The sequence below is a fragment of the Bifidobacterium goeldii genome, assembly GCF_003951095.1.
GTDB lineage: Bacteria > Actinomycetota > Actinomycetes > Actinomycetales > Bifidobacteriaceae > Bifidobacterium > Bifidobacterium goeldii.
In genome coordinates this window covers 226,934-252,464 of sequence record NZ_QXGL01000001.1, presented here as the reverse complement: position 1 = coordinate 252,464, position 25,531 = coordinate 226,934, and the positions used below count along the sequence as shown (strand labels likewise).

General features: G+C 54.7%; 20 protein-coding genes. 13 read left to right on the top strand and 7 right to left on the bottom strand.

The window, feature by feature from the left end; translation table 11 throughout:
• Positions 1 to 8: 8 nt before the first annotated feature.
• The 4 genes from D2E25_RS01150 to era all read left to right on the top strand — a co-directional run bounded on the left by D2E25_RS01150 (position 9) and on the right by era (position 4,318).
• Positions 9 to 1,187 (top strand): PhoH family protein, encoded by a 1,179-nt coding sequence (locus tag D2E25_RS01150; protein WP_125979220.1) that lies wholly within the window; start codon positions 9 to 11, stop codon positions 1,185 to 1,187.
• Complete coding sequence (ybeY, locus tag D2E25_RS01145; RefSeq protein ID WP_125979219.1) at positions 1,184 to 1,729, top strand: rRNA maturation RNase YbeY; 546 nt, start codon at positions 1,184 to 1,186, stop codon at positions 1,727 to 1,729. Before D2E25_RS01150 ends, ybeY begins: the two co-directional genes overlap by 4 nt.
• A gap of 30 nt (positions 1,730 to 1,759) precedes the next feature.
• Positions 1,760 to 3,187, top strand: coding sequence for a hemolysin family protein (locus D2E25_RS01140; RefSeq protein ID WP_125979218.1), 1,428 nt, complete (start codon positions 1,760 to 1,762; stop codon positions 3,185 to 3,187).
• 111 nt (positions 3,188 to 3,298) lie between these two features.
• Positions 3,299 to 4,318 carry a GTPase Era gene (gene era / locus D2E25_RS01135; protein ID WP_241216898.1) on the top strand — a complete coding sequence of 340 codons (1,020 nt, stop codon included), beginning with the start codon at positions 3,299 to 3,301 and terminating at the stop codon, positions 4,316 to 4,318.
• Positions 4,319 to 4,427: 109 nt separating this feature from the next.
• Here the strand turns inward: era and D2E25_RS01130 are convergent, their stop codons facing one another.
• On the bottom strand, positions 4,428 to 6,470 hold the full coding sequence (locus D2E25_RS01130; protein ID WP_125979217.1) for an AMP-dependent synthetase/ligase: 2,043 nt from the start codon (positions 6,468 to 6,470) through the stop codon (positions 4,428 to 4,430).
• A 310-nt stretch (positions 6,471 to 6,780) separates the two neighbouring features.
• Here D2E25_RS01130 and D2E25_RS01125 point away from each other — a divergent pair, with 310 nt between their 5' ends.
• From D2E25_RS01125 to D2E25_RS01115, 3 genes are read left to right on the top strand one after another with little or no spacing between them, the layout of a single operon-like run.
• Positions 6,781 to 7,923: an NAD(P) transhydrogenase subunit alpha gene (locus tag D2E25_RS01125; RefSeq protein WP_125979216.1), complete on the top strand. Its 1,143-nt coding sequence runs from the start codon at positions 6,781 to 6,783 to the stop codon at positions 7,921 to 7,923.
• Between the two features lie 22 nt (positions 7,924 to 7,945).
• Complete coding sequence (locus D2E25_RS01120) at positions 7,946 to 8,248, top strand: NAD(P) transhydrogenase subunit alpha part 2 (RefSeq protein WP_125979215.1); 303 nt, start codon at positions 7,946 to 7,948, stop codon at positions 8,246 to 8,248.
• Positions 8,249 to 9,700, top strand: a complete 1,452-nt coding sequence (locus D2E25_RS01115; protein WP_125979214.1) for an NAD(P)(+) transhydrogenase (Re/Si-specific) subunit beta — start codon at positions 8,249 to 8,251, stop codon at positions 9,698 to 9,700.
• A 121-nt stretch (positions 9,701 to 9,821) separates the two neighbouring features.
• On the opposite strand, the gene D2E25_RS01110 is transcribed toward D2E25_RS01115, so the two are convergent.
• Entirely contained in the window at positions 9,822 to 10,814 is a 993-nt protein-coding gene (locus D2E25_RS01110; RefSeq protein ID WP_125979762.1) for an alpha/beta hydrolase, read from the bottom strand.
• A 263-nt stretch (positions 10,815 to 11,077) separates the two neighbouring features.
• On the opposite strand from D2E25_RS01110, the gene D2E25_RS01105 reads away from it, so the two are divergent.
• The 6 genes from D2E25_RS01105 to aroA all read left to right on the top strand — a co-directional run bounded on the left by D2E25_RS01105 (position 11,078) and on the right by aroA (position 16,931).
• Positions 11,078 to 11,701 (top strand): 50S ribosomal protein L25/general stress protein Ctc, encoded by a 624-nt coding sequence (locus D2E25_RS01105; protein WP_125979213.1) that lies wholly within the window; start codon positions 11,078 to 11,080, stop codon positions 11,699 to 11,701.
• 209 nt (positions 11,702 to 11,910) lie between these two features.
• Entirely contained in the window at positions 11,911 to 13,038 is a 1,128-nt protein-coding gene (locus tag D2E25_RS01100) for a branched-chain amino acid aminotransferase (RefSeq protein WP_125979212.1), read from the top strand.
• A gap of 156 nt (positions 13,039 to 13,194) precedes the next feature.
• The gene (locus D2E25_RS01095) at positions 13,195 to 14,409 is read left to right on the top strand and encodes an MFS transporter (protein WP_125979211.1); all 1,215 of its coding nucleotides are present in this window, start codon (positions 13,195 to 13,197) and stop codon (positions 14,407 to 14,409) included.
• A gap of 113 nt (positions 14,410 to 14,522) precedes the next feature.
• Positions 14,523 to 15,071 carry a type 1 glutamine amidotransferase domain-containing protein gene (locus tag D2E25_RS01090; protein ID WP_125979210.1) on the top strand — a complete coding sequence of 183 codons (549 nt, stop codon included), beginning with the start codon at positions 14,523 to 14,525 and terminating at the stop codon, positions 15,069 to 15,071.
• Between the two features lie 90 nt (positions 15,072 to 15,161).
• Positions 15,162 to 15,425 (top strand): hypothetical protein, encoded by a 264-nt coding sequence (locus tag D2E25_RS01085; RefSeq protein WP_125979209.1) that lies wholly within the window; start codon positions 15,162 to 15,164, stop codon positions 15,423 to 15,425.
• 156 nt (positions 15,426 to 15,581) lie between these two features.
• Positions 15,582 to 16,931, top strand: a complete 1,350-nt coding sequence (gene aroA, locus D2E25_RS01080) for a 3-phosphoshikimate 1-carboxyvinyltransferase (RefSeq protein ID WP_125979208.1) — start codon at positions 15,582 to 15,584, stop codon at positions 16,929 to 16,931.
• 105 nt (positions 16,932 to 17,036) lie between these two features.
• Here the strand turns inward: aroA and D2E25_RS01075 are convergent, their stop codons facing one another.
• The 5 genes from D2E25_RS01075 to guaA form a co-directional block, all read right to left on the bottom strand.
• Positions 17,037 to 18,266: an acetate/propionate family kinase gene (locus tag D2E25_RS01075; RefSeq protein ID WP_125979207.1), complete on the bottom strand. Its 1,230-nt coding sequence runs from the start codon at positions 18,264 to 18,266 to the stop codon at positions 17,037 to 17,039.
• A 162-nt stretch (positions 18,267 to 18,428) separates the two neighbouring features.
• On the bottom strand, positions 18,429 to 20,102 hold the full coding sequence (gene pta / locus D2E25_RS01070; protein WP_125979206.1) for a phosphate acetyltransferase: 1,674 nt from the start codon (positions 20,100 to 20,102) through the stop codon (positions 18,429 to 18,431).
• Between the two features lie 245 nt (positions 20,103 to 20,347).
• Positions 20,348 to 21,829 carry a DUF1846 domain-containing protein gene (locus D2E25_RS01065; protein ID WP_125979205.1) on the bottom strand — a complete coding sequence of 494 codons (1,482 nt, stop codon included), beginning with the start codon at positions 21,827 to 21,829 and terminating at the stop codon, positions 20,348 to 20,350.
• A 113-nt stretch (positions 21,830 to 21,942) separates the two neighbouring features.
• A complete protein-coding gene (locus D2E25_RS01060; protein ID WP_125979204.1) occupies positions 21,943 to 22,905 on the bottom strand; it encodes a restriction endonuclease in 963 nt (320 codons plus the stop codon).
• A 739-nt stretch (positions 22,906 to 23,644) separates the two neighbouring features.
• Positions 23,645 to 25,207 carry a glutamine-hydrolyzing GMP synthase gene (guaA, locus tag D2E25_RS01055; protein ID WP_125979203.1) on the bottom strand — a complete coding sequence of 521 codons (1,563 nt, stop codon included), beginning with the start codon at positions 25,205 to 25,207 and terminating at the stop codon, positions 23,645 to 23,647.
• Between the last annotated feature and the right edge of the window lie 324 nt (positions 25,208 to 25,531).

Genomic DNA, 25,531 nt, shown 5'->3' with positions numbered 1-25,531 from the left:
GGGGTTTCGTGGCAACTACGACACGTACCATCACCATCCCACCGCAGCTCGATCCAGTGGCTGTACTCGGCCCAGTGGATGAGGTTATTCGCGAAGTTGAACGCGCATTCCCTGATCTGACCATCATCGTACGCGGTAACCGTATTGCTATTCTTTCGCATGCTAAGCACAGTGAATCGCAAGCAGCACGTGCGGAAGATGTGGTTAACACCATCATTCAAGCGGCATACACTGCTCCAATGGATGCGGATACAGTTCGGCGCATGCTTGACCAGCAGGTGTTAAAAAACCGTGTTCGCGCAGAGCGTCCCGGGTATGACCGCCCTCGTGCTGCAATGGGTAGGGCAGCGCTGTACCCTGCGAACGAACCCGCAGAACAGGATAATGAGCGGCGTCGGCCTCGAGTTCCTGGTGTCATCACATTTGCTGCAGGACAGCCAGTACGGGCTAAAACGGCCGGCCAAATTGCATATATGAATGCTGTCGATTCACATACAGTAACGTTTGCGATTGGCCCTGCAGGTACAGGCAAAACGTATTTGGCTGTTGCGAAAGCTGTGCGCGCGTTCCAGGATCGGCGTATTCGTCGTATTATCCTGACTCGTCCTGCGGTTGAAGCGGGTGAAAACCTTGGTTTTTTGCCAGGCACATTGAACGAGAAGGTCGATCCGTATTTGCGACCGCTCTACGATGCGCTTTCCGACATGTTAGGGCCTGATCAGCTGCACCGTTTTCTTGATGATGGCACAATCGAAGTAGCGCCTTTGGCCTATATGCGTGGCCGCACGTTGAATGACGCGTTCGTCATTCTTGACGAGGCACAGAACACTACGGAACAGCAGATGAAAATGTTCCTTACTCGTCTCGGATTCAACACAACAATGGTGATTACTGGCGATGTTACGCAGGTTGATCTGACTGTTCCACGATCCGGCTTGGCTACCATTGAGTCAATTCTCGACGGTATTGATGGCATTGCATTCGCGCATTTAAGTGCTGGCGACGTAGTTCGCCATGAGCTTGTTGGACGCATTGTGGACGCTTATGATCGTCATGCGGCTCAGCTTGAACGTCAACGTGAACGTCGTAAGATGCGTGAGACTGACGATCATAGCGCGCACTTTGCGCAGAGTCAGAACACTCGCCAGCAGGATGCGCCGCACGATACAACAAAGGATGAATCATGAGCGTCGAAGTGACGAATGAAACCGTATGGCATATCGACGCAAAGGCGTTTTCGGATTTAGGCGTATGGGTGATGAGTCAAATGCAGGTCAGTACCCAATCTGATTTGACCATTTTGTTTGTTGATCCTGAGCCGATTGCCGAACTTCATGAGCGTTGGATGAACCTGCAAGGGCCTACCGATGTTATGAGCTTTCCTATGGATGAGTTGCGCCCAGGAGATGGCAAAACTGAAATGGAAGGCGTACTTGGCGATCTCGTGATCTGCCCATGGGTTGCAGCTCAGCAAGCAAGTTCTGCTGGTCACAGCACCATGCAGGAAATGATGCTGCTTACTATTCATGGCATCCTGCATTTGTTGGGTTATGACCATGTCACTGCCGAGCAGGAACGGCAGATGTTTGGGCTACAGCGCCAACTGTTACTCACTTTCCTTGCCGTCCGCCAAGAGCCCATTGAACAAGCGGTACTACCGGCTGGAGCGAATGATGCGCTTGCTGAATATGACGCTGAGCATGGCTCTGGGCGCCAAATTACCAAATGATGATATGTCATCACTATCAAGGACACTAAAATGCCGTTAACCGATACGACCACGATCGTCATCGTCGCTGTGCTAGTGCTTGTTGCTGCACTACTTGTCTGGTTTTCGCTGAGTATGGCTGCCGCTGAAGGAGCGGTATCGCGCGTCACTCGAGCAAGCTTGAACAATATGATTCTCGAAGTGCAAACGGACTCGGAAACTTCCCAGTTCTTGCGCATGAAGAAAATCGACCGTATTCACAAAGTACAGCGTCTCATTGCTGACCGATATGCTACGGCTGGATCTTGTGCGTTCTTCCGCATCATGTGCAATGTGCTTGATGGCGTGTTGGTCACCTGTATTGCAGCACTGTTCGGCGCACCACTATGGGCTGAATTGCTTGCAGGCGTAGTGTTCGCGATTATTGTGGCTGTGGTTTCTGTACTGGTTCGGCCACGTTCAGCTGGCGCAATGAAACCAGTAGAACGAATGCTTGGTCATGCTTCCTTAGTGTCGTTTGCTGTTGCTGTTACGCCATTCGCTCGGATTGGTGGTCAGCGTGACGCTAAAAAACGCGGCCGTGATGAATCTGACCTGTCAGATGACGAAGAGCTTGACAAAATTCAACATGAGCAAGGTCGTGCTGCGATTGACCGTTTGGTCGAGGCGAATGACTTTGACCCAGAAGTATCAGAGATGCTGCGTAATGTGCTCACGCTCTCTGATACGCTGACGCGTGAGATCATGGTGCCGCGTACCGACATGATCACGTTGGAAAAGGACGAAACACTATCCGACATGTTGAAGCTCTGCTCACGTTCGGGATTCTCTCGTGTGCCAGTAATCGGCGCGGATGTTGATGATCTTGTTGGTGTGGCTTACCTGAAAGATGCTGTTCGCGCTACGGCGTTTAACCCTGCTGCGTTACAACGCGATGTGGCTTCTATTGTCCGCCAGCCAATGCTCGTTCCGGAATCTAAGCCGGTTGACGATCTGTTTCATGCCATGCAGCAGACTCGCCAACATGTTGCTATCGTCGTAGACGAATATGGCGGAATCGCGGGTTTGGTCACCATTGAAGACACGATCGAGCAGATCGTTGGTGAGCTTGAAGATGAGCATGATCGCACGCAGCACACTGACCCTGAGCGCATTGGCGACAAGAAGTGGAAGATGCCTGCGCGCACGCCAATTTCTACGCTTGAAGAACTCTTTGAGATTGATATTGACGAAGATGATGTCGATACGGTGTACGGTCTGCTCACCAAGGTGCTAGGTCGTGTGCCGATTGTTGGAGCTACCGCGGTAACTCGCGGTTTGCGATTGACAGCGGTTGATTCTGCGGGCCGCCGCAAGAAGGTCTCAATGATTGTTGTGGAGCCGGCGAACGATGATACTGCTGCACTTGATACCCAGCACCATGACGATGACGAGTCTGCAAGCAATAGTGAACCAGAACGTTCCGAAGATAACGAGTAGCTCGAGTAGCAGTATCGTCAAGTCAGGCCTCAGAGACTGACAATACATGGCAGATACGAGCAGATACAATAAACAAAGTACGAATCAACAAACCAGTAAAGGCATGTGTGTATGACCAACACTGAATCCACTGTGTCCGATGAGCAGTCTCGCGTTGATACTAACGCTGCAGCCGGGGGAGCGGAAGAAACCGCCTACCGCTCGGGCTTCGTTGCTGTTGTTGGCCGACCTAACGTCGGTAAGTCAACGCTGATTAACGCACTGATTGGTAAGCAGATTGCCATCGCATCTTCGCGTCCAGAAACGACGCGAAAGGCAATCCGCGGCATTCTTACTACTGATCATGCACAGCTTGTGCTTGTTGACACGCCGGGTATTCACCGTCCTCGTACACTGCTTGGCCAGCGACTCAATGATGTTGTTGAAGAATCTTTGTCTGATGTTGATGTCGTAGCGTTTCTGCTGCCTGCCGATCAGGAGATTGGCCCGGGTGACAAGCGTATTCTGTCGCGTCTTCGCGCTGATTTTGCAGTCAAGCAGGATGATGGCACGTTCCGTTGGCGTATTCCGCTGATTGCTATCGTCACGAAAATCGATGAACTGGGCCGTCAGCAGCTTATTGACAAGTTGATTGCGATTAACGAATTTGCTGACTTTAGCGATATCGTGCCGGTTAGTGCGCTCGAGCATGACAATCTTGATGAAGTGCGCAAAGTACTTATTGCGAACACGCCTGAAGGTCCGCAAATGTACCCGGATGATCAGATCAGCGAAGAACGTCCAGAAGAGACCATTGCTGAGTTGGTGCGCGGTGCATTTCTTGAGGAACTTGATGACGAACTGCCACATTCGCTTGCCGTTGTGGTTGATTCCATTGAATACCCGGAAGATAACGAATCCGGTGCTGCTTACGACGGCAAGATTCACGTAATGGTTTCCGTGTACGTGGAACGCGATTCGCAAAAACCGATCATTATCGGCAAGGGTGCGGAACATCTTGTACGAGTCAAGAAGAAGTTGCGTACTCCGGTTAACCGTATTGTTGGCGGTAAAGCGAAACTTGACTTGCACGTCAAGGTTGCTAAGGGTTGGCAGTCTGATCCTAAGCAGTTAGAGAAACTGGGATTCTAGTGTTTGCTGTGGGGATGTGATTTGCGGCTTGTGTAGTTGCAGATACTCTCCCACATTGCATATGAAAATAGGTCTTCCAATGGAAGACCTATTTTCATTCTCACCAGAGCTACTTCTTCTTGGTGTACATTTGCGTGTTGAGCAGCGTAGCGTAGCGCTTAATAACCTTCGGACGAATCACCTTCATTGAAGCAGTCATGAGACCGTTTTCTTGTGTGAACTCCTCCGGCAGAATAATGAATTTACGCACAGACTCAGCGCGGGAAACACCTTCATTTGCCTGATCAACCCACTTCTGTACTTCGGCGCGTACAGCAGCATTGTTGGCAGCTTCCTGCAGTGGCATGTCACGGTCAAGACCCTTAGCTTCCAGCCACGGACGGAGCGCCTCCTCATCCAGCGTAATGAGCGCGGAGATGAACGGGCGCTTGTCGCCGAGCACCAGCGCCTGGGAGACGAACTCGCAACGTTGAATGACTTCCTCGATGGGGCCGGGAGCGACATTTTTGCCACCAGCAGTAATAATCAGATCCTTTTTACGGCCGGTGATATACAGGAAGCCATCATCGTCAAGACGGCCCAGATCACCGGTCATATGCCACCCATCCGGTGTGAACGCATTTTCGGTTGCTTCATCATTCTTGTGGTAACGATGGAACACCACCGGGCCGCCAATCTGAATCTCACCGTCTTCAGCAATGCGAATCTTAAAGCTCGGGAATGGAATACCAACCGAACCTTCGTGGAACGGCACACCCAGCGGGTTGAACGCGCAGGGAGCAGTCGTCTCAGTCAGACCGTAACCCTCATAAACGGGGATATTCGCGCCGCGGAAGAAGTTCATGAGTTCCGGGTCAAGCGGAGCGCCACCGGAGACGATCCACTTCGCGCGACCGCCGAGCGCCTCGCGTAGCGACTTATAGACAATCGGATCGAAGGACGCACGACGCACAGCGGTCAGCTTCTTGGCCTTGCCGAATTCGCTGACTTCCTTCATGTACTGCTGTGCCGTGGTGACGGCGGAAGCGAACACGATGCCCTTAGCACCGTGACCGGCCTTCTGCGATGCCGCGTTGTACACCTTTTCGAGCACACGCGGAACAACAATCATTACGGTCGGCTTAGCCACCTGCAGATCGGCCAGTAGCGTCTTGATGCCGGTAGCGATATAGATGCGCATGCTGGAGGCAACGACGATGTAGTTGATCGCGCGGGCAAACGTGTGCGCTTGCGGCAGGAACAGCAGGATGGAGCCATTCTTGTCATGCAGTAAGTCAGGCATGTAGTCGCGCAGGTTGAACGCGTCCGTGCAATAGTTCTCATGCGTCATCTCGACGCCCTTGGGCGCGGAGGTGGAGCCGGAGGTGTAGATGATCGAGCACAGGTCGGTCTTGCGCAGCGAATTGATGCGCTCGTCGAGCTGCTCGTCGCTGATTGAATCACCGTACGCGGCGATCTCATCAAGACCACCGGTTTCGATGCAAATGATGTGCTCGAGCGACGGGCATTCCTCGATCGCGCCGTCCGCCTTGTCGCGCATCGCCGTATCCTGCACGATAAGCAGGCGAGCGTCAGAATTGTTGACGATGTTGCGAATTTGCTCGGCCGAATCAGTGTCGTAGATCGAGGCGAGCACACCGCCGCACGCCATGATGGCAGCGTCAGCGAGATCCCACTCGTAGGAGGTACGACACATGAACGCGACCGCATCGCCTTTTTTCAGTCCGTAATGAATGAAACCCTTGGCAACCTTACGAACTTCAGCGAGGAATTCGTTGGCAGTTTTCGTGATCCACTCACCGTCACGCTTGAACGTGTACAGCGGATCGTCGCCCATGCGCTTGGCACGATCTTCGTAGACGCTGTAAATCGTAGTGTGCTCGTCCAGCGGGGGATTGCCGGCAGTTTCAGCGTTCAGTAAGCCGTTAGCGTCGAGGAATGTGGTCGTAGGATACCCCGGGCCCCATTCGTCGGTGTGTGGCAGCGTAACGCTGTGTGCATCAGTTTCGGTAGTGTTGTGGGCTTCAGGTGCCGGGTAGTCAGGCTCATCCGAAGAGTCGTCGCTGATCGGATGAACGAAGTCACCTCCCAGACGCAACGCCTTCTGGACAATATTGGCGGTCTGCCTGTTCAATGAGGTGATGATGGACACGTAACTCTCCTTGGAATCCTTCGTGGCCGTAGCGCAATGTGCCGGCCGGCTTCTCAACAGTTGAATACTAATCGCAAATCGTTGAAAAATCACCTTACGGTAGCGTAAGGAGTGGTGTATTTCGCTGTGAAATACCACCCGTAGGAGTTGCGAACGGCCGCGGGTAAAAACCTGTTATATACCCCCGTATGAGCATGGCGAGGCGTGTACATGCCCAAAGCGTGGTTCGCTCACCGTTCTTTTGTTGTTCTTCCTATACACTGGACGGCTGTAAGCAATGAACGCTTATACGAACAGAGAAAGGGCTCTCATGGCTGAAACCCCACAGGCCACGGTGACGTTCGGTGTGCTCAATGAGACATCTGAACACGAGTCCCGCGTCGCGTTGACGCCGGACATTGTCACTAGGCTACGCAAGGCAGGTGTCGCTTGCCTTCTGGAAAGTGGCGCAGGCGCCGCATCACAATACGTGGATGATGATTACATCAAGGTAGGCGCAACGATTGCAAGTGCCGATGAAGTAATTGCGCAATCTGATGTGCTTGGCTTCGTAGATAGGCCAGGCGAGGATGTTATTGCTAAAGCAAAGCCTGGCACATGGATTATCGGAATGCTGGGTTCATTTACTGACGCTGACTATGTAGCTTCGCTTGAAAAGGCTGGAATGGTAGGCGTCGCTATTGAAAAACTTCCACGACAGTTGAGCTCTGCACAGTCGATGGATGAGATGACATCGCAGAACTCTGTGATGGGTTACAAAGCTGCGCTAGTAGCAGCTAATGCGTACGGTTCCTTCCTGCCGATGATGACTACTGCTGCTGGAACAATTCGCCCAGCAAAGGTACTGATTTTGGGTGCTGGTATTGCCGGCTTGCAAGCAATTGGCACTGCGCGTCGACTCGGCGCAGTAGTTACTGCCTATGATGTGCGCCCGGCTTCACGCGGTGAGGTTGAGTCGCTTGGTGCAAAGTTCCTCGATCTCGGTCTGGATTTTTCAGCAGGCCAGGGCGAAGGCGGCTATGCGCGTGCGTTGACGCCTGAAGAACAAGCAGCACAGCAAGCGGCTGTTGATGAAAAAGCTGCTGGATTTGACATTGTGATCACTACTGCAAAAGTGCCAGGTCGCAAACCGCCAGTTCTGTTGACCAAAGCTGGTGTTGATGGTCTGAAGCGTGGTGCTGTGATTGTGGACTGTGCAGCGAGCGACTTGGGTGGCAATGTTGAAGGTTCCAAGGTCGGTACTCAGGTGACCGATGGGGGAGTCACGATCATTGGTGCTCCATATTTGGCCAGTGAAGTATCGAACACTGCATCGAATTTGTTGTCGCGCAATGTGGCTGATATTCTCGCGCATTTCGTGCGTGATGGTCGCCTGTCTATTGATGTGAATGAGGAACTCGACGACGCGCTCATCGTCGCCGGGCGTCCGGCATCGTCGCAGGCGCAGGCGTAAGAGAAAAGAGAGGACACGAAACATGGATATCGTAGTCGCGATTACGCTGTTTATTCTTGCGCTGCTGATCGGCGTTGAGGTAATCGGCAAGGTGCCTGCCACGTTGCATACCCCGCTCATGTCGGGCGCAAACTCCATTCACGGCATTGTCATCGTCGGTGTTGTTATTGTTGCGGCTCACGCCACGTCACCACTTGCTTGGGTGTTTATTTTCCTTGCAGCCGTGCTCGGCACAATGAACGTTGTCGGTGGCTATGTGGTTACTGACCGCATGTTGGAGATGTTTAAGTCTGACAAGTCGAAGAAGAATGAGGAGGCCAAGTAAATGGGCACGCTGGAACAAACGCTGAGTACCCCGCTTGGTGTCGTCGAATGGTTTGTCTATCTGCTTGCAGCGGTGATGTTCGTCATCGGCTTGCATTTGATGAACTCGCCTAAGACCGCTCGTCGAGGAAACCTTATCTCCGCCGCTGGCATGGTTATGGCCTGCGTTATGGCGTTCATCGTCTTGTTTGTTGGTGAAGCCGGTAACGGTTTCCAGCACGGTATTGCTGTGGCGCTGCTCATCGCAGGCATTGCTATTGGCGCAATCGTGGGCGTATGGAGCGCTAAGAAAGTCAAGATGACTGATATGCCGCAGCTGGTCTCTGTGTTCAACACAGTAGGTGGCGGTGCAGCAGCGCTCGTCGCATTGAACGACATTCTTAATTCTGAGGAGGCTGCTGGGCCGGGCATTGTTGTGCTGATCACCGCAGGTTTGGGTATTATGATCGGCTCGGTCACATTCACTGGCTCCCTTGTTGCCGCTGGCAAACTGCAGGGTGTTAAGTTCTTGCGTAAGCTCACCCTGCCTGCTAAGGGCGTGTGGAATATCGCATTCATTGTGCTCACGATTGCAGCATTCGTCATGCTGTGCGTGCAACCGAGCAACGCAGTACTGTGGTGCATTCTGACCACCGTATTTGCTCTCGCCTACGGTCTGGTGTTCGTTATTCCGATCGGCGGCGCTGACATGCCGGTGGTTATCTCCGTGCTGAACGCGTGCACTGGTACTGCTGTTGCTATGAGCGGTCTGGCGATCAACAACATTGCGTTGATCGTTGCTGGTGCACTCGTTGGTGCTGCTGGTGTGACGCTGTCGCTGGCTATGAGCAAGGCTATGAACCGTCCGCTGATGAGTGTGCTTGCTGGCGGATTCGGCGGCGGCTCTGATGCTGCTGGTTCTGCTGAAGGCCCTGAAGGCACGATGAAGGAAACCACTGCTGATGATGTGGCTGTCCAGCTCGTTTACGCTGACAAGGTTATTTTTGTACCCGGTTTCGGTTTGGCTCAAGCGCAGGCTCAGCGTGAACTCGCTGACTTGGGCGAACTGCTCAAAGGACACGGTGTTGAGGTTGAATACGCAATCCACCCGGTTGCCGGCCGTATGCCTGGCCACATGAACGTGTTGCTTGCAGAGGCGAATGTGCCTTATGAGGAGCTTGTGGATTTGGACGATATCAACCCGCAGTTCCCGTCTGCCAATGTCGCTCTTGTTGTTGGCGCTAACGATGTCACTAACCCAGCAGCCCGCCGCCCAGGTACTCCGGTTTCTGGCATGCCGATCCTTGATGTCGACAAAGCGCAGAATGTTGTGGTCATGAAGCGCGGTCGCGGTAAGGGCTACGCTGGCATCGAAAACGAGCTGTATTTCAAAGACAACACGCAGATGCTGTTCGGCGATGCGAAGGCAGGCTTGCAGGCAGTCATCGCAGCGGTGAAAGAACTGATCAACTGATGAGTTCGTGCATTTGCTGATTCGCTGATATGCAAAGCGGCGGCTTCTCTACAAAAGAAGCCGCCGCTTTGTTACTCGTACTATCGATGAACTTGTAACTGCAACACAGTTCTTTCATCTATCACAGATGAAATATGCGCTTGACAAAATTACCTACCGTTCGCCAATACATAATCGGCGCGGTAGCCGCACTCATAGAATGACCAGCAGTAGGAATAAGCAGCTTCTGCCGATCAATACTGGCGCACGCGTCGAACAAACGATCCAATGATTTTGGCGAAACAAAATCATCATCGCCTCCGTGAATAAACAACATCGGGATTGTTGTATGACGCAATGATGATTCGCATGACGCTTCTTGAAACTCATAGCCAGCTCGTGATTGAGCAATCGCACTCATTGCTGCTACAAATGGCCGCGCAATGAAACCCGGCAGGTGATAGAACGAGCGCGCTACATCAAGGAACTGATCCCACACTGACGTGTACCCGCAATCCTCAATCGCTGCAACCACATTGCGTGGCAAATCCGGTTCGCCTACAGTCATCATGACTGCGGCAGCACCCATTGACCTGCCCATCAGCAGAATACGTGCCTGATCATCACTAGCAACGATCAAATTGATCCAGCACATAAGATCACGCCGGTCTAACCATCCCATGCCCACATAGCGGCCTTCGCTGAGCTCATGGGCGCGCAGCGCGGGGGTGAGTACAGTAAACCCCAGCTTGGCAAACCGATGCGCATATTTGGCCATTTCTGACGGCTCGCCGGTATAACCGTGGCAGCAAATCGCATAACAATGCGGTGCGGACGACGAGCGGTCAGGGTCAAAGAGCCAGCCGTGCAATTGCAATCCATCTTCACTAGAAACAACTACCGGCTGCTTTGACTGATCAAACCAATTGGCTGCGTCTTCCTCTTCTTGCACGTCCAAACGGGCCGCTGAGGCTGAGCTATCAACACGTTGAGCCTGCTCGTCGAAAGCTGAATGCTTCGCCTGCGTATCAAGCGCAAACGACACGAGATAATTGGCGATCGCATAGGTGATGCCAGCAAGAGCTGATGCAGCGATTCCAGTGCCGACGATAATTCTTGAAGCATGACGCGCCATCGCAACCTCCAGCATGTATCCAATGGTGGATTATTCCGAGAACAGAACGGATATCTACTAGTGTACGTCGTACACATTCGAGATTGTCCGTGCTTGACGTATAATCATCTACTGTTGCTTTGGTGGATATGTATCCACTGCGCTTTGGCGAGGGAATCCGCGTGGGTTCCGTTATCGACTGAGCTGACGGCATACACCTTGTGTGTTTTCTGTTGGCGCGTCGGCGCGCCAAAACAACGAATGAAACATACAAGGAGCAAATCATGGCTAACACCATTACTCTTGAAGGCGAAGTGCGCAATGAGTTCGGTAAGGGCGCTGCCCGCCGCATGCGCGTTGCGAAGAAGATCCCTGCAACCATCTACGCTGGTGGCGAGCAGCCTGTGTTCGTGACCCTGCCGATGAAGGAGACCACCCTCTCCCTGCGTCACACCAACGCTCTGTTCTCCATCTCCTTCAACGGCGAGACCAAGCTGGCCGTTGTGAAGGACGTGCAGAAGAACCCGGTGAAGCGCATCGTTGAACACATTGACTTCTACGAGGTCAAGGCTGGCGAGAAGATTGACGTTGAGGTGCCGGTGTTCGTTGAAGGCACCCCGAAGGGCGTTGCTGTCGCATTCGTGGACGTGCAGGAGCTCAAGGTGCGCGCTGACGTGGCCAACCTGCCTGAAAAGATCGTCGTGAACGTGGACGGCATGACCGACGGCACCAAGGTTCTGCTCAAGGACGTCGTGCTGCCTGAGGGCGTTGAGCTCGACATGGATGATCTCGAAGAGTCCGTCGTCACCGTTGAGGTGCCGGAGGATGCTACCGAGTCCACCGCTGCTCCGGAAGCTGCTCCGGCTGACGCTGACGCTGCTGCTCCGGCTGCTGACGACGCCAAGTGATCGTATGTCTCGCATTATCCGCCAATAGGTGTCAATGATGCGAGATGACTTCGAAAAAGCCCACCTCGTGTGGGCTTTTTCATAATGTGAACGACATCACGCCGAAGTGGTAACGGTGTGAGAAAGTTGCACACAGAGCCGGTGCCAGAAGCGCCGACGATCCCAACCTCGACATCGCGGTATACGCGATGATGAAAAAAGAAGTGGTTATGACTGAACAATCTCATCACGATCCTGCGGCATTGGATAAGCTCACTGAGCCGTTCACCGTACTGCCGAACGACAACCCGGCATCCGATGCAAAGCGTAACGAACTGATTGACAAGCCGGCTTTCGGTCAGGTCTTCTCCGACAATATGACCCACATGACGTGGACTAAGGGCGAAGGCTGGGGCGACCGTCGTGTTGAGCCGTATGCGCCGTTGAAGATGGACCCAGGTGCATCCGTGCTGCACTACGCACAGGAGTGCTTCGAAGGCCTGAAGGCATACCGTCACGCTGATGGTTCCACGTGGCTGTTCCGCCCGGATGCGAATGCTGAGCGTTTCCAGAACTCTGCTAAGCGTCTGTACCTGCCGGAACTGCCGATTGATGACTTCCTTGGTTCGGTGGCTGCGCTGGTTAAGCGTGACGTGAACTGGGTGCCGTCTCGTCGTGAATACACGCTGTACATGCGTCCGTTCATGTTTGCTTCCGAGCCGTTCCTTGGTGTGCGTGCTCCGCAGGAAGTTGACTACTGCGTGATCGCTTCTCCGTCTGGCCCGTACTTCCCGGGCGGCGTGAAGCCGGTGAGCATTTGGGTGGAAGACAAGTGGTTCCGCACTGGCCCTGGCGGCACTGGTTTCGCTAAGTGCGGTGGCAATTACGCTGCTTCCCTGCTGGGCGAATACACGGGTATTGCCAATGGTTGCGAGCAGGTGTGCTTCGTGGATGCTGCTACGAAGACGTACCTTGAAGAGCTTGGCGGCATGAACATGATGGTCGTGCACAAGGATGGCCACGTTGAGACCCCGTCGCTGACCGGCAACATTCTGCCGGGCGTCACTCGCCGCTCTCTGATTCAGCTGCTGCAGGACGATGGTCACGACGTTGTTGAGACGATGATCGCGCTCGACCAGCTGCTTGAAGACATTAAGTCTGGTGAAGTCACTGAGGTGTTTGCTTGCGGTACTGCCGCTATCATCACCCCGATCGGTCGCTTCAAGTCTGAGAAGTTCGATGTGACCGTGGCTGACGGTGGCTCTGGCGAGCTGACCGTTGCGCTGCGTAATCAGCTGCTCGGTATCCAGCTTGGCGAGATCGAAGATCCGCATAACTGGATGTGGAAGGTTTGCTAATCGAGAGTAATTCTCATTAACAGCTCATAGAAACCCTTGTGAACGCTTGTGTTTGCAAGGGTTTTTGATTTCTTGCAAATATGATTTGCTCACTGCCACAGTGCACTAGGCGATAGTCAAGCGGCGCACAGGAAGAGTCAGTGCGATACTGATGCTATGAATCAGAGTCGTGCGCTGCCTACCACACCGAATTACGATCGCACTGTTGTTGCGTGTTTCGTTGGATATATCACGCAAGCGGTAATCAACAATTTCATGCCGCTGCTATTCGTCACGTTTGCATCAACGCTTGGTATTGGCATGGCAAAATTGTCCGCACTGATCACCGTCAACTTTGTCACTCAGCTGATCGTGGATGTACTCGCCGGCAGATTCGTGGACCGCATTGGATACAAGCGTTGCATTATCGCAGCCCATGTAGCAGCATTAGCTGGACTGCTAGTACTCGGAATGCTACCGACTCGAGTCTCTGACCCGTATGTAGCTATTCTTATTGCCATTTTTTTATACGCATTGGGCGGTGGCCTGATTGAAGTGATGGTTTCACCAATTGTTGAAGCCTGCCCAAGCGAGCATAAAGCAAAAGCTATGAGCCTGCTGCACTCGTTTTACTGCTGGGGACAATTAGGAACAGTTGCATTGTCTACGCTGTTCTTGTTTGTTTGTGGCGCTGATTCTTGGCCAGTGTTGGCCTGCTTGTGGGCTATCGTGCCGGTAATCGGCATTGTTATGTTCGCTGGCTCGCCTATGCCGCGTATTGTGCCAGAAGGCACGACCGCAATGCGGTTTGCGGATTTAGCAGGCAAACCAGTGTTCTGGCTCATGTTCTTGATGATGCTGTGTGCAGGTGCCGCCGAGCAAGGCATGAGCCAATGGGCCAGTGCATTCGCTGAATCTGGTCTCGGAGTCACTAAGATCATCGGCGATTTAGCAGGACCAGCGATGTTCGCACTGATGATGGGACTTTCGCGCACAATATATGGCGTATTCGGTCACCGACTGAATCTCACCGTGTTTATCGCTGGCAGCTCAGCTCTTTGCGTCGCGATGTATTTGACCGCAGCGCTCTCCTCTCTACCAGTAATTGGTTTGGTAGCTTGTGCACTGACTGGTTTCTCAGTTGGCATCATGTGGCCGGGCACTTTTTCCATCGCAGCTGATGCCATGCCGGGCGGCGGCACTCTGATGTTCGCGCTGCTTGCCGTGGCAGGAGACTTAGGATGCGCAGGCGGGCCGGCAGTAGTGGGATTCGTCGCGTCTGCCAACGGGGACAATCTGCGCACAGGGCTCCTTGTTGGATCCATTTTCGCGCTTATTCTGTTTGCGTGCGTTGCACTGATGGGGCGTCGTCGGTCGCGCGCCACAGCATAGGTGTTGAGATGTGCGTGGTATTGCGCACAGCTGATAGTGGAATATACCGGTTGGATGCTGTCTAGTGCGGCATAATGGCACAGGAGCAGATATCTCACGTCGAGGAGGAATCAATGGCTATTGAAAACGCCAAGGTACTGATCATTGTCAACAATTGGGGTATTGAGGAGACGGAGTTGACTCGCCCGTTGCGTGATCTCAAATCCGCAGGCGCAAAGGTGACATTGGCCGCTACTACGCTCGATCCATGCGAAACTGTGCAGCACGATCGTTATGAAGGTGAAACGCTTACGCCTGATACTCGGTTGTCTGACGTGCAGGCTGCTGATTATGATCTGCTCGTTGTTCCTGGTGGCACTTGCAACGTGGATCGTATTCGTGTGAATGAAGATGCGATCACGCTTGCGCAGGAATTCGCTCATGAAGGCAAGCCGATCGCTGCAATCTGCCATGGCGCTTGGCTGCTGGTTAACGCAGGTCTGATTGCTGGCAAAACCGCGTCACCGTGCCGTTATATCGCCGCCGATATTGAGAACGCTGGCGGTCACTATGTCGATAAGCAACTCACTGTCGATGATGCGAACGGTTGGAAGCTAATTACTTCTCGCAAGCCTGATGATCTTGACTACTTTGTTGGTGCGATTAAGGACACGCTTGCCTGAGGGGTTGAACAGTTCCCAGTTTTGCTTGCTACAGTTGCCAATGCGCGCAACGACGACGCGAACAAGAACATCTGGAGGAATCGGGGAACCATGACCGACGAAACAATGCATGACGACACCACAATCGATACGCCTGCGTGCGGCAGCGAGGATTGTGCTTGCGATGGTGAATCCTGCGAGTGCGCCGCAAGCAAGGCTGTGTGCCCACTTAAGCGCCTTGGCAAGGGGGATATCACAGCGGGCGTAGTTACCGCGATCTTTCTGACGGCAGCCACGGTACTGAGCGTATACGCGCAATATGTACTCACCAAGTGGGCTGTTAAATCTGCGCTCAAAGAAACGCGGTTGCGCTGAATGTGCTGATATCGTCACGTGCGCGTTCTGTAAACTGGCTTGGCCCATCGCTGACTTGTAGGTCCTGCGCTGAGTTATATGCCGGTTTGCAACGCGTACGTCCATTGATCGCCGGTATGCAGGAAAAAACTGCGCTAAACCGATACGATAAAGCACATGAGTGAAACGAAGAATCCTGAACTGTGGCCTGCGCCAGTAGCAAGTCACCAACTTGACGCTGTTGTCACGATCCCCGGCAGCAAGTCGCTGTCCAATCGTTATCTAATCCTTGCGGCTCTTGGCTCACAGCCTGTGACACTTGTGGGCTTGCTGCGTTCACGAGACACCGAACTCATGATGGGAGCGCTTGAAGCGCTCGGCGTGCATTGTGACGTTGACCCTAACGTGGAGACGACTGTTACGGTAACTCCACCGGCTTCTGGACGGTTCAACGGCAATGTTGACGTGTACTGTGGTCTTGCTGGTACCGTGATGCGATTCGTGCCCGGACTTGCTCTCTTTGCTGATGGGCCAGTGCACTTTGACGGTGATGAACAAGCGTATGCGCGTCCAATGAAGCCGGTACTTGATGGGCTCGAACAGTTGGGGGCACACATTGAATACCATGGTGAGGTTGGCCGACTGCCGTTTACGATCACGCCGCCGACAGAATTGCCAGCGTCAACCGATGGTGCAGCGCATGTCGCAATAGACTCGTCTGGCTCCTCGCAGTTCATTTCTGGACTTCTGCTTATTGGCTCGCGTTTGCCCGGGGGATTGTCATTAACACACACGGGGGAGAAGACCCCGAGTCTACCGCACATTCGTATGACTGTCGCTGACGTGAATGGTGCTGGTGGGCGTGCGCATGCTGATGAAGATGCCCGTATCTGGACAGTCGAGCCGAGCTCGCTGCAGCTTCCGCAACGTGTAGTTGTGGAACCAGATTTGTCGAATGCTGCACCGTTCCTTGGTGCTGCGATGATTGCGGGTGGTACTGTGCGCGTACCGCATTGGCCGGTTGAGACAACGCAACCGGGCGGACTGCTGCCTGGCTATTTGGAGCGTATGGGCGCGGCCGTCACGTTCCCGGAGCGTGACGGCATTCGCTATTGCGAGGTGACGGCGACAGCTGGTGCGATTCGAGGCCTTGGTGACTTCGATTTGACCGCAGCTGGAGAAATCGCGCCATCATTGGCGGCGATTCTCGTATTTGCTGATAAGCCAACACGCATGATCGGTATCGGCCATTTGCGCGGACATGAAACGAACCGTCTCGAAGCGTTGGTTACCGAAATTAAGCGCATCGGGGGAGAAGCCCGCGAACTGCCGGACGGTCTTGAAATCACACCGGTGGCGCGCGAACAACTGCACGGTGCGGTGATGGAATCGTATGCAGATCACCGCATGGCCACATTCGCTGCAATGATCGGCCTGTCTGTACCCGGCGTGGAGATCGTCAACGTGGCAACAACGCGTAAAACATTGCCTGATTTTGTAGGTATGTGGACAGGCATGTTGGCGTAAACGTAGCGATACGTGAACGATATGCGGATATGAGAAAGTCCCAACGATTTGTAAACCGTTGGGACTTTCTCATGTTAGCCAGTCAACAGACTGTACTGATTATGCTCACTTAGCGAACTTGTTGCCGTAAGTGTCCTCGCCGGCTTCCGCGATGGCGGCGGACTTGCGGGCGATGGCCAGCTCCTCGTTGGTCGGGATCACGGCGATGACCACGGAGGAATCCGGGGTGGAGATGACGCGCGGTTCCTTGGAACGCTTCGCGTTCTTCTCCTCGTCGAGCTTGACGCCGAACGGAGCGAGCTTCTCGCACACCATCTTGCGCACGATGTCGTCGTTCTCGCCGACACCAGCGGTGAAGGTGATCACGTCCACGCCGCCCATCTGCGCGGTGTAGTTGCCGATGTAGCCGACAATGCGGTGTACGTACACGTCGAGAGCCAGCTTGGCGTCCTCATTGCCCTCGGCCACCAGACGGTGCACCTCGCGCAGATCGCCGAAGCCGGTCATGCCCATCATGCCGGAACGCTTGTTGAACAGGGCATCCAGCTCGTCCACGTTCATGTGAGCGTTGCGGATGAGGTGGAATACAACGGCCGGGTCGATGTCGCCGGTGCGGCCGCCCATGACAAGGCCTTCGAGCGGGGTCAGACCCATGGAGGTCTCGACCGGCTTGCCGGAAATCTCAGCGGAGGCGGAAGCACCGTTGCCGATGTGCAGGACGATCTGCTTCAAGCCTTCGGCCGGCTTGCCGATAACTTCCGGCACCACGGAGGAGATGAACTCGTGGGAAGTGCCGTGAGCACCGTAACGACGAATGTGGTACTGGTCGGCGATTTCCTTGTTCAGCGCGTAGGTGCTGGAGGCCTTCGGCAGCTGGAAGAAGAAGGAGGAGTCGAACACGAAGATCTGCGGCACGTCAGGCAGCAGTGCGCGCATAACCTCAGCGCCCTTAGCTTCCGGGCCGTTGTGCAGCGGGGCAAGCACGGCGAGATCCTTGACCTGGTTGATGGTCTTGTCGTTGACCAGAGCCGGCTTCGGGAAGAGGGAACCACCCTGGACCACGCGGTGGCCAACAGCGACGATGCCCGCGTCGGCGAGCTTCGGGCCGTACTCCTCAAAGAAGCCGAGGACGCGCTTCAAGCCCTGCTCGTGATCGTGGATCGGCTCTTCGAGCTCGTGCTTCTCGCCGTTGTACTCGTGCTTGTAGTGGCCGTCGATCGGCTCACCGATCTTCTCGACGAGACCAGAAGCGAGACCTTCACCGGACTCGAGATCAACCAGCTGGTACTTGATCGAGCTGGAACCGGAATTGATGACAAGGACGGTTTTCGCCATTGTGGGCATCCTCCATATTGATTGTCGTACCGCGAAGCGCGGCTTTCCAAACCTTAAGATTACTCGTTGCTTGCTACAAATCGTGTGTCTTCGCTAGCGTGCTAGCCGACATTGTTGTAAAAAAATGGTTCCCCTCACGCGAGGGGAACCAAATAATTGTGATTACTGCTGTGCTTCGATGGCAGTCAGGGCGATCGTGTTGATGATGTCCTGCACGAGAGCGCCACGAGACAGATCGTTGACCGGCTTGTTGAGACCCTGTAGCACCGGGCCGATGGCCAGAGCCCCGGAAGAGCGCTGCACAGCCTTGTAGCCGATGTTACCGGCGCACAGGTCGGGGAACACGAACACGTTGACATGGCCGGCCACGTCGTTGCCCTTTGCCTTGGTGGCGGCGACGGTGGGAGACCAGGCGGCGTCGAACTGGATGGAGCCGACGACCGGCAGATCCGGTGCCTTCTCCTTGAGAAGCCTCGTTGCCTCCTCGACCACGTCCACGTCCGGGCCTTTGCCTGAGCCGAGCGTGGAGTAGGAGAGCATGCCGACCTTCGGATCGATGCCGAACGCCTTGGCGGTCTCGGCCGACTGCAGCGCGATCTCGGCCAGCTGCTCAGCGTCAGGGTTGAGGTTGATGGCGCAGTCGGCGAAGACGGCGACATGATCCTTGAAGCACATGAGGAACGCACCGGAGACGAGCTTCTGGCCGGGCTTGGTCTTGATGACCTGCAGGGCGGGGCGCACGGTGTTCGCGGTGGAGTTGACCGAACCGGAGACCAGGCCGTCGGCGTAGCCGAGCACGACGAGCATCGTGCCGAAATAGCTGGCGTCGGTTAGCTGCTTGCGCGCCTGCTCCTCGGTCATGCCCTTCTTGGCGCGCAGCTCGCACAGCTTGGCGACCATAGGTTTGAGGATGTTCTCATCGTCCATTGCCTGGAAGCGCGCCTTGGAAAGCGACTTCAAACCTAATTCGGCGCCGCGGGCGAGGATTGTCTCCTTGTCGCCTACGATGATCAGGTTCACAATGTCGCGTTCAAGCAGGTAGTCAGCTGCCTTGATGATACGGTCCTCCTCGCCCTCCGGCAGCACAATCGTCTTCTTGTTGACTTTCGCACGGCCGAGCAGGCTGTGCTGGAACGCGTATGAGGTGATGGGGAATTCGACATCAACGTCGAGCGCCTTGAGTACCTCCTCGGTCGGCACGTTCGCTTGGAAGGCAGCCAGCGCGGCGTCGGCCTGCGAAGCGTCGGAGAACGGGGTTTGCGGGATAGTCCACACCGGCAGACTGAATTCGGCAAGCGTGTTCTTGACGGAGACGGCATGGCGTGGCTCGCAGCCGGTTACAAAAATGCCGAGCACCTTGTTGCCAGCGGCCTCCATGCCTTCGATCGACAGCTGTACGGTGTCGCGCAGCTCGTCGGGCCAGCGGTCAATCGTGCACACAGCGAGAAATACGCCGGCCTGCAGATCGGCGGCGATGTTCGCGTTGAATTCGTAGGTGGTCGGGTCGTTGACGTGTGACTTATCAGTGCCAACGATTAGCGCCGCATCGGCACGGGAAACACTCAGTGCGTCGCTGAAAGCGGCAACGATATCGGCGCGTGCGCCCTCCTTGTCACGGCGCACGTCATGGATATCGAGGCCAGTGGACAGGGTTACGCCCAAGCCGGCGTTCGAAGCGGACAATAGTACAGGAGTGAAGTTGTCGTGATTGGAGACGGCGGGGCGGAACACGGCGGTCTTGTACTTCGTGGTTAACGCCTTGAGTACGCCGTAGGCGACGACATTACGACCATTGGCACCTTCAGGGCTTGCGATATACACATTGCTAATTGTCACGGTGATCTCCTCATCGGGATGGTACTGTGTGTGACCGCTCTGTTCACACTCGGTGACCATTCTAGTACGAGGCTGTTTGCTGGCGTGGTTGCCATGCAATGTGACCTACATCACATTATGCTGCGGTTTGTATTGACCTTCCCGGGCATACTGCCGATTTTCATAGTGAAACTAGCAGTATGCCCGGGAAGGGGAGTAAGGAATCAGCTGAACAGATCCGCAGGTGTGCTTGGTACGAAAACCGTCTACTTGTGGTAGAGGCTCACACGCTCATATTTCGGTTCGCAGCACACGTTAATACCGAGCTTGCGATAAAGCGCCTCGTCAGTTGGGGAGATGATGACTGAGAAGAACGCGTCGCATCCGCGCAAGAGCTTCAGACCGTCGATGACTTTGGCGGCGGTCGGGCTGGATGCGCTAGTGATAGACAGTGCGATGAGTGTCTCGTCGGAGTGCAGGCGACGGTTCGCGCTGTGCAAATGCTCGGTTTTCAGTCGGCAGATCGGTTCGATGGCGGCATCGTCGATCACCAGCAGTTCGGCGTCGACACCCGTTACAGCTTTGAGCGCGTTCATCAGTAGGGCACTGGCGGCGCCAAGCAGCACGCCGGTCTTGCCAGTAACGACTCGTCCGTCGGGCAGCACCATCGCGCCAGCAGGGGCTCCGGTTGCGTTTTCCTTGCCGAGTGCGGCTGCGCGCGCGGGGGAGAGGTTCTCGTCAACGCCGGCGCGCTTCATGATGGAACGCAGACGCTCCACCTGTTCCTCGCCAGTTCCAGTGCGTTTAAGCTGCTCAGCGGCAGTGAAGTAACGGCGTACAATTTCCATCTTCGCGGCCTCGCGGCAGGCCTCGTCGTCGCTGATCGCATAGCCTGCCATGTTCACACCCATGTCGGTGGGGCTTTGATAGGGGCTTTCGCCTAGGATTCGCTCCATCATTGCTTTGAGCACAGGGAATGCTTCGACATCACGGTTGTAGTTGACGGTGGTTTTGCCGTACGCCTCGAGATGGAACGGGTCGATGATGTTGGCGTCGTCGAGGTCAACGGTGGCGGCCTCGTAGGCGATGTTGACCGGATGGTTCAGCGGCAGGTTCCAGATCGGGAACGTCTCATATTTCGCGTAGCCGGCTGTGATACCGCGACGGTGCTCGTGATAAAGCTGGCTAAGGCATGTTGCCAGTTTTCCAGAGCCTGGACCAGGCGCGGTGACGACGACGAGTGGACGAGTGGTTTCGATGTAGTCGTTGTTGCCATAGCCTTCGTCGGAGACAATACGTTCGATTGCATGTGGATATCCTGCGATCGGATAATGCAGATAACAGGTGATGCCGAGTTGGGCGAGTCGGCGGCGGTAGATGTCGGCTGCCGGCTGTCCTGCATACTGAGTGAGGACGACAGATCCGACGTGGAAGCCACGGGAACGGAATACGTCGATCAGTCGCAGTACGTCCTCGTCGTAGGTGATTCCAAGATCGCCACGCATTTTCGCTTTTTCAATATGATTAGCATTGATAGCGATGACGATTTCTACGTCTTGCTTCATGCTTTCCAGCATGCGGAATTTTGTGTCAGGTTGGAAGCCGGGTAATACGCGAGACGCGTGGTAATCGTCGAAGAGCTTGCCACCAAATTCGAGGTAGAGTTTGCCACCGAATTGCGCAATGCGTTTTCTAATGTTGTCGGCTTGTAATTCGATATACCTGTCGTTGTCGAATCCCTGTCGCATAAATCGGCATTCCTTTCGAACGGCGTCGTAAACGCAAGGATTATACCGGAAAACCAACCCGTCTGCGACATGCAAAAGCGGGTCGGAACCATAACGATTCCGACCCGCTTTCATCACTCGTTATCAAAGAAGTCGCTATCGACGGCTTTGACCTCATAGGAGGTTTTCACGCTGACTCCAACGTTGTATTCGATCATCAGCTTTGTCAATGTCATGCCGTCGATGAGCACGACGCTGAGATTGCTGGAACGCATACTTTCCTCGGCATAGCGGCGGGCTTCCTCCGAGAAACGCGAAGTAGTGATAAACACGCCTCGCTGGGCGCCGTTGCCGACAAGCGCGCCGACGAACCCTTGTATATCCGGTCGTCCGACGACATGATCTCTGTTCCAACGCTTGGCTTGAATATATACGGAATCCAGGCCGAGTCGATCCAACCTCACTACACCGTCGATTCCTCCATCTCCGCTTTTCTTCGTGATTTCGCTGGAAGTTGTCTGAGACAGATCCCCGTATCCGAGACTCAATATCAGCCTAGTCACTAGCCGTTCGAAGAAGTAGGGGTCGTTGGCCATGATGCGGTCGAGTAGTTCTGCGGCAAGTGCTTCATTCAGTTGCTCTGAAGCCTTCTCCAACAGATCCTCCGGGGTCAGCTCATCGGAATGGGATGTAGCATCGGCATTGTTGAGGTCCGAGGTTTGAGAACCTTTCAATTCGATGTTTCTGGCCAGATACCCTCTCTTCCAGGCGATGAACGCGGGAACCGATTCCAGTTCTTCAAGCGCAAAGCCGTCACGGTGGGCATTGAGAAACACTTGTCCGTTTTCGGTGATGCGATAGGAACCTCGTTTCCCGGCATTTTCGATGAGTTCCGCTTTGCGAAGATCAGTTAGACCCCAGTAGACGCGGTTCGAGATGCGCGACTGTCCGCTTTTCAGTGTTTCCCCTTGTTCATCCGCTGTCATGGCGAACGTTTCGATTACTCTTTCTCGCAAGTGTTTCGCGGTGTGTACGTTGCCATCAGATAGTTCCTTCATGATGGGGAACATTGTCTGGTCCCATGTCGGCATCGTCATGGTTATCTCCTACGTTGTGAACGTCTCATTTGAACCCAGTGTAGTGTGCCGAGGATCTTCAGAGAAAAAGTGACGTAGTACGCGTGGGTTTGCATACTCTGGTTGGTTGTCGACTGCCACGGAATGAGATTTTCGGCTGTTTTGCCATCGCGTGCGAGGACGGTTACGCACGCGATGGAATACAATGGTTCTTTTGCAGTCCTGTGCTCCCGATTTTGGGACACAGGATGGAATTAGAGATATGTTTTGCCATCGTGTGCGAAGCGCTTTCTGCACGCGATGGCATATTGTGCGTGTTTTCCCATCCCGTGCGATTTTCCGGATGAGCGGCACAAACCCTAATGCCGACTAGCGGCAGTCAGAGTCATGTCGGCTTTTTCGTCACGTGACGTGTGTCTGCAAGGAGGTAGAGGGTACGACATGAATCTTCGTGCTTCTTTGATGACTGCAGCACCCATCCAAGTATGTGAAAGCGGATCGAATCTTTCACAGATCCGACCCGCTTTCACATACTTTTCAGATGATCATCCGGTGAAATTCGACGATGTGTGCGGAGACCGACGTCTGAGGCCGAAGGCGTGCTGAGCACGTCGAGCGCCGAGGAAAGTCGGTATACGCTCCATCGTCGCCTGCTATTTGAGAGGGATTGAATAACGTGTGTGTCCTCGAGACGCACCGAGGGAAGGCGTACGAAGGTACGTCGACCGAGGAGCAACAATGAGGACACTCCGTTATTCAATCACTCCCATTCGATGGTTGCTGGGGGCTTCGAGGTGCAGTCGAGGACGACTCGGTTGATCTGGCGGCATTCGTTGGTGATGCGCGTGGAGATTGTGGCGAGCACGTCGTAGGGTAGGCGCGACCAGTCGGCGGTCATGGCGTCTTCGGAGGAGACGGGACGCAGGACGATGGGGGAGCCGTAGGTGCGCTCGTCGCCTTGGACGCCGACGGAGTGAACGTCAGCGAGGAGTACGACGGGGCACTGCCAAATGTCGCGGTCGAGACCGGCTTTGGTGAGTTCTTCGCGGGCGATAGCGTCGGCTTCGCGCAGCAGGTCGAGGCGTTCTTTGGTGATTTCGCCGATGATGCGGATGCCGAGACCTGGGCCTGGGAACGGCTGACGCCAGACGATTTCGTCAGGCAGACCGAGCTCAGTACCGATGGCGCGCACTTCGTCCTTGAAGAGGGTGCGCAGCGGCTCGACAAGCTGGAATTTGAGGTCCTTAGGCAGGCCGCCTACGTTGTGGTGGCTCTTGATGTTAGCTGCACCGTCGCCGCCACCGGATTCGACGACGTCGGGATAGAGGGTACCCTGCACGAGGAATTTGACTTCCTTACCACGGGCGCCGGCTTCTTCGAGGACCTGGCGCTGGGCTTTTTCGAAGGTGCGGATGAACTTTTCGCCGATGATCTTGCGCTTGCGCTCCGGTTCAGAAACGCCCTTGAGCGCGGTGAGGAAGTCGTCAGCAGCGTCGACAGTGATCAGGCGGATACCGGTAGCAGCAACGAAGTCGTGCTTGACCTGTTCAACTTCGCCCTTACGCAGCAGACCGTGGTCAACGAATACGCAGGTGAGCTGATCGCCGACAGCTTTGTGTACCAGAGCAGCAGCAACAGCAGAGTCCACGCCGCCGGACAGACCGCAGATCACTTCAGCGTCGCCGACCTGTTCGCGGATTTTCTTGACCTGATCTTCAATGATGCTGGAAGCGTCCCAGTCGTTGGGCAGTCCAGCGCACTGGTGCAGGAACGTTTCAATGAGCTGCTGGCCCATTGGGGTGTGCTTGACTTCCGGATGCCACTGCACGCCATAGAGCTTGCGGGATTCGTCCTGCATGGCGGCAACAGGGGCGCCTTCGGTGTGGGCGAGGACCTCGAAACCAGCAGGCGCGGTCTTGACAGCCACGCCGTGGCTCATCCACGTGTTCTGTTCGGCGGGGGAGCCAGCGAGAATGCCTTCTGCGTGATCGATGCTGGTTTCAGTTTTGCCGTATTCACCAAGTGCTGCCTTGTCGACATCTGCGCCAAGTGCATACGCCATGGCTTGGAAGCCGTAGCAAATGCCAAGCACAGGCACGCCAGCGTCAAAGAGCTTAGCGTCAACGCGCGGAGCACCGGGTTCAAACACGGATGCGGGGCCGCCGGACAGGATAATGGCCTTGGGATCCTTAGCAAGGATCTCGTCAACGGGCATGGAGTGGGGCACGAGTTCGGAATACACACCGGCTTCGCGTACGCGACGCGCGATGAGCTGAGCGTACTGGGCTCCAAAGTCAACGACGAGCACAGGACCTGTTGCCATGAATTCTCCCTTATATATGCGAGATGATGACGGACGGATAACTCATCCATTGTGGCGGCGCAAGGCGACATTGTGACATGAAGGTGTGCGTATGCGCGTATTCGAGTGAATGTGACATCCCGTTATGTTCGTTTGAACAACACGCGCGTGTCTTCACGCAGAAACGAACGCAATGAAAACAGTCGAATCGTTGATTTTGCGCGGAATATAGCCATTTTGTGGAAGATGAACGATAAACCTGACATTCACAAAACCACCATTAAAAGCGAACAAAAGGTTAGATTTTTGCAACATTTTCGAACACACACGCAAAAAATCGGCCAA

Bases quoted from the DNA above. Each gene is read 5' to 3' on its own strand.
- D2E25_RS01140 (WP_125979218.1), top strand. From the start codon at position 1,760: ATGCCGTTAACCGATACGACCACGATCGTCATCGTCGCTGTGCTAGTG.
- D2E25_RS01065 (WP_125979205.1), bottom strand. From the start codon at position 21,829: ATGCGACAGGGATTCGACAACGACAGGTATATCGAATTACAAGCCGAC.
- D2E25_RS01115 (WP_125979214.1), top strand. From the start codon at position 8,249: ATGGGCACGCTGGAACAAACGCTGAGTACCCCGCTTGGTGTCGTCGAA.
- D2E25_RS01125 (WP_125979216.1), top strand. From the start codon at position 6,781: ATGGCTGAAACCCCACAGGCCACGGTGACGTTCGGTGTGCTCAATGAG.
- D2E25_RS01105 (WP_125979213.1), top strand. From the start codon at position 11,078: ATGGCTAACACCATTACTCTTGAAGGCGAAGTGCGCAATGAGTTCGGT.
- D2E25_RS01095 (WP_125979211.1), top strand. From the start codon at position 13,195: ATGAATCAGAGTCGTGCGCTGCCTACCACACCGAATTACGATCGCACT.
- D2E25_RS01090 (WP_125979210.1), top strand. From the start codon at position 14,523: ATGGCTATTGAAAACGCCAAGGTACTGATCATTGTCAACAATTGGGGT.
- guaA (WP_125979203.1), bottom strand. From the start codon at position 25,207: ATGGCAACAGGTCCTGTGCTCGTCGTTGACTTTGGAGCCCAGTACGCT.
- era (WP_241216898.1), top strand. From the start codon at position 3,299: ATGACCAACACTGAATCCACTGTGTCCGATGAGCAGTCTCGCGTTGAT.
- D2E25_RS01085 (WP_125979209.1), top strand. From the start codon at position 15,162: ATGACCGACGAAACAATGCATGACGACACCACAATCGATACGCCTGCG.
- D2E25_RS01120 (WP_125979215.1), top strand. From the start codon at position 7,946: ATGGATATCGTAGTCGCGATTACGCTGTTTATTCTTGCGCTGCTGATC.
- D2E25_RS01075 (WP_125979207.1), bottom strand. From the start codon at position 18,266: ATGGCGAAAACCGTCCTTGTCATCAATTCCGGTTCCAGCTCGATCAAG.
- D2E25_RS01100 (WP_125979212.1), top strand. From the start codon at position 11,911: ATGACTGAACAATCTCATCACGATCCTGCGGCATTGGATAAGCTCACT.
- D2E25_RS01060 (WP_125979204.1), bottom strand. From the start codon at position 22,905: ATGACGATGCCGACATGGGACCAGACAATGTTCCCCATCATGAAGGAA.
- D2E25_RS01110 (WP_125979762.1), bottom strand. From the start codon at position 10,814: ATGGCGCGTCATGCTTCAAGAATTATCGTCGGCACTGGAATCGCTGCA.
- ybeY (WP_125979219.1), top strand. From the start codon at position 1,184: ATGAGCGTCGAAGTGACGAATGAAACCGTATGGCATATCGACGCAAAG.
- aroA (WP_125979208.1), top strand. From the start codon at position 15,582: ATGAGTGAAACGAAGAATCCTGAACTGTGGCCTGCGCCAGTAGCAAGT.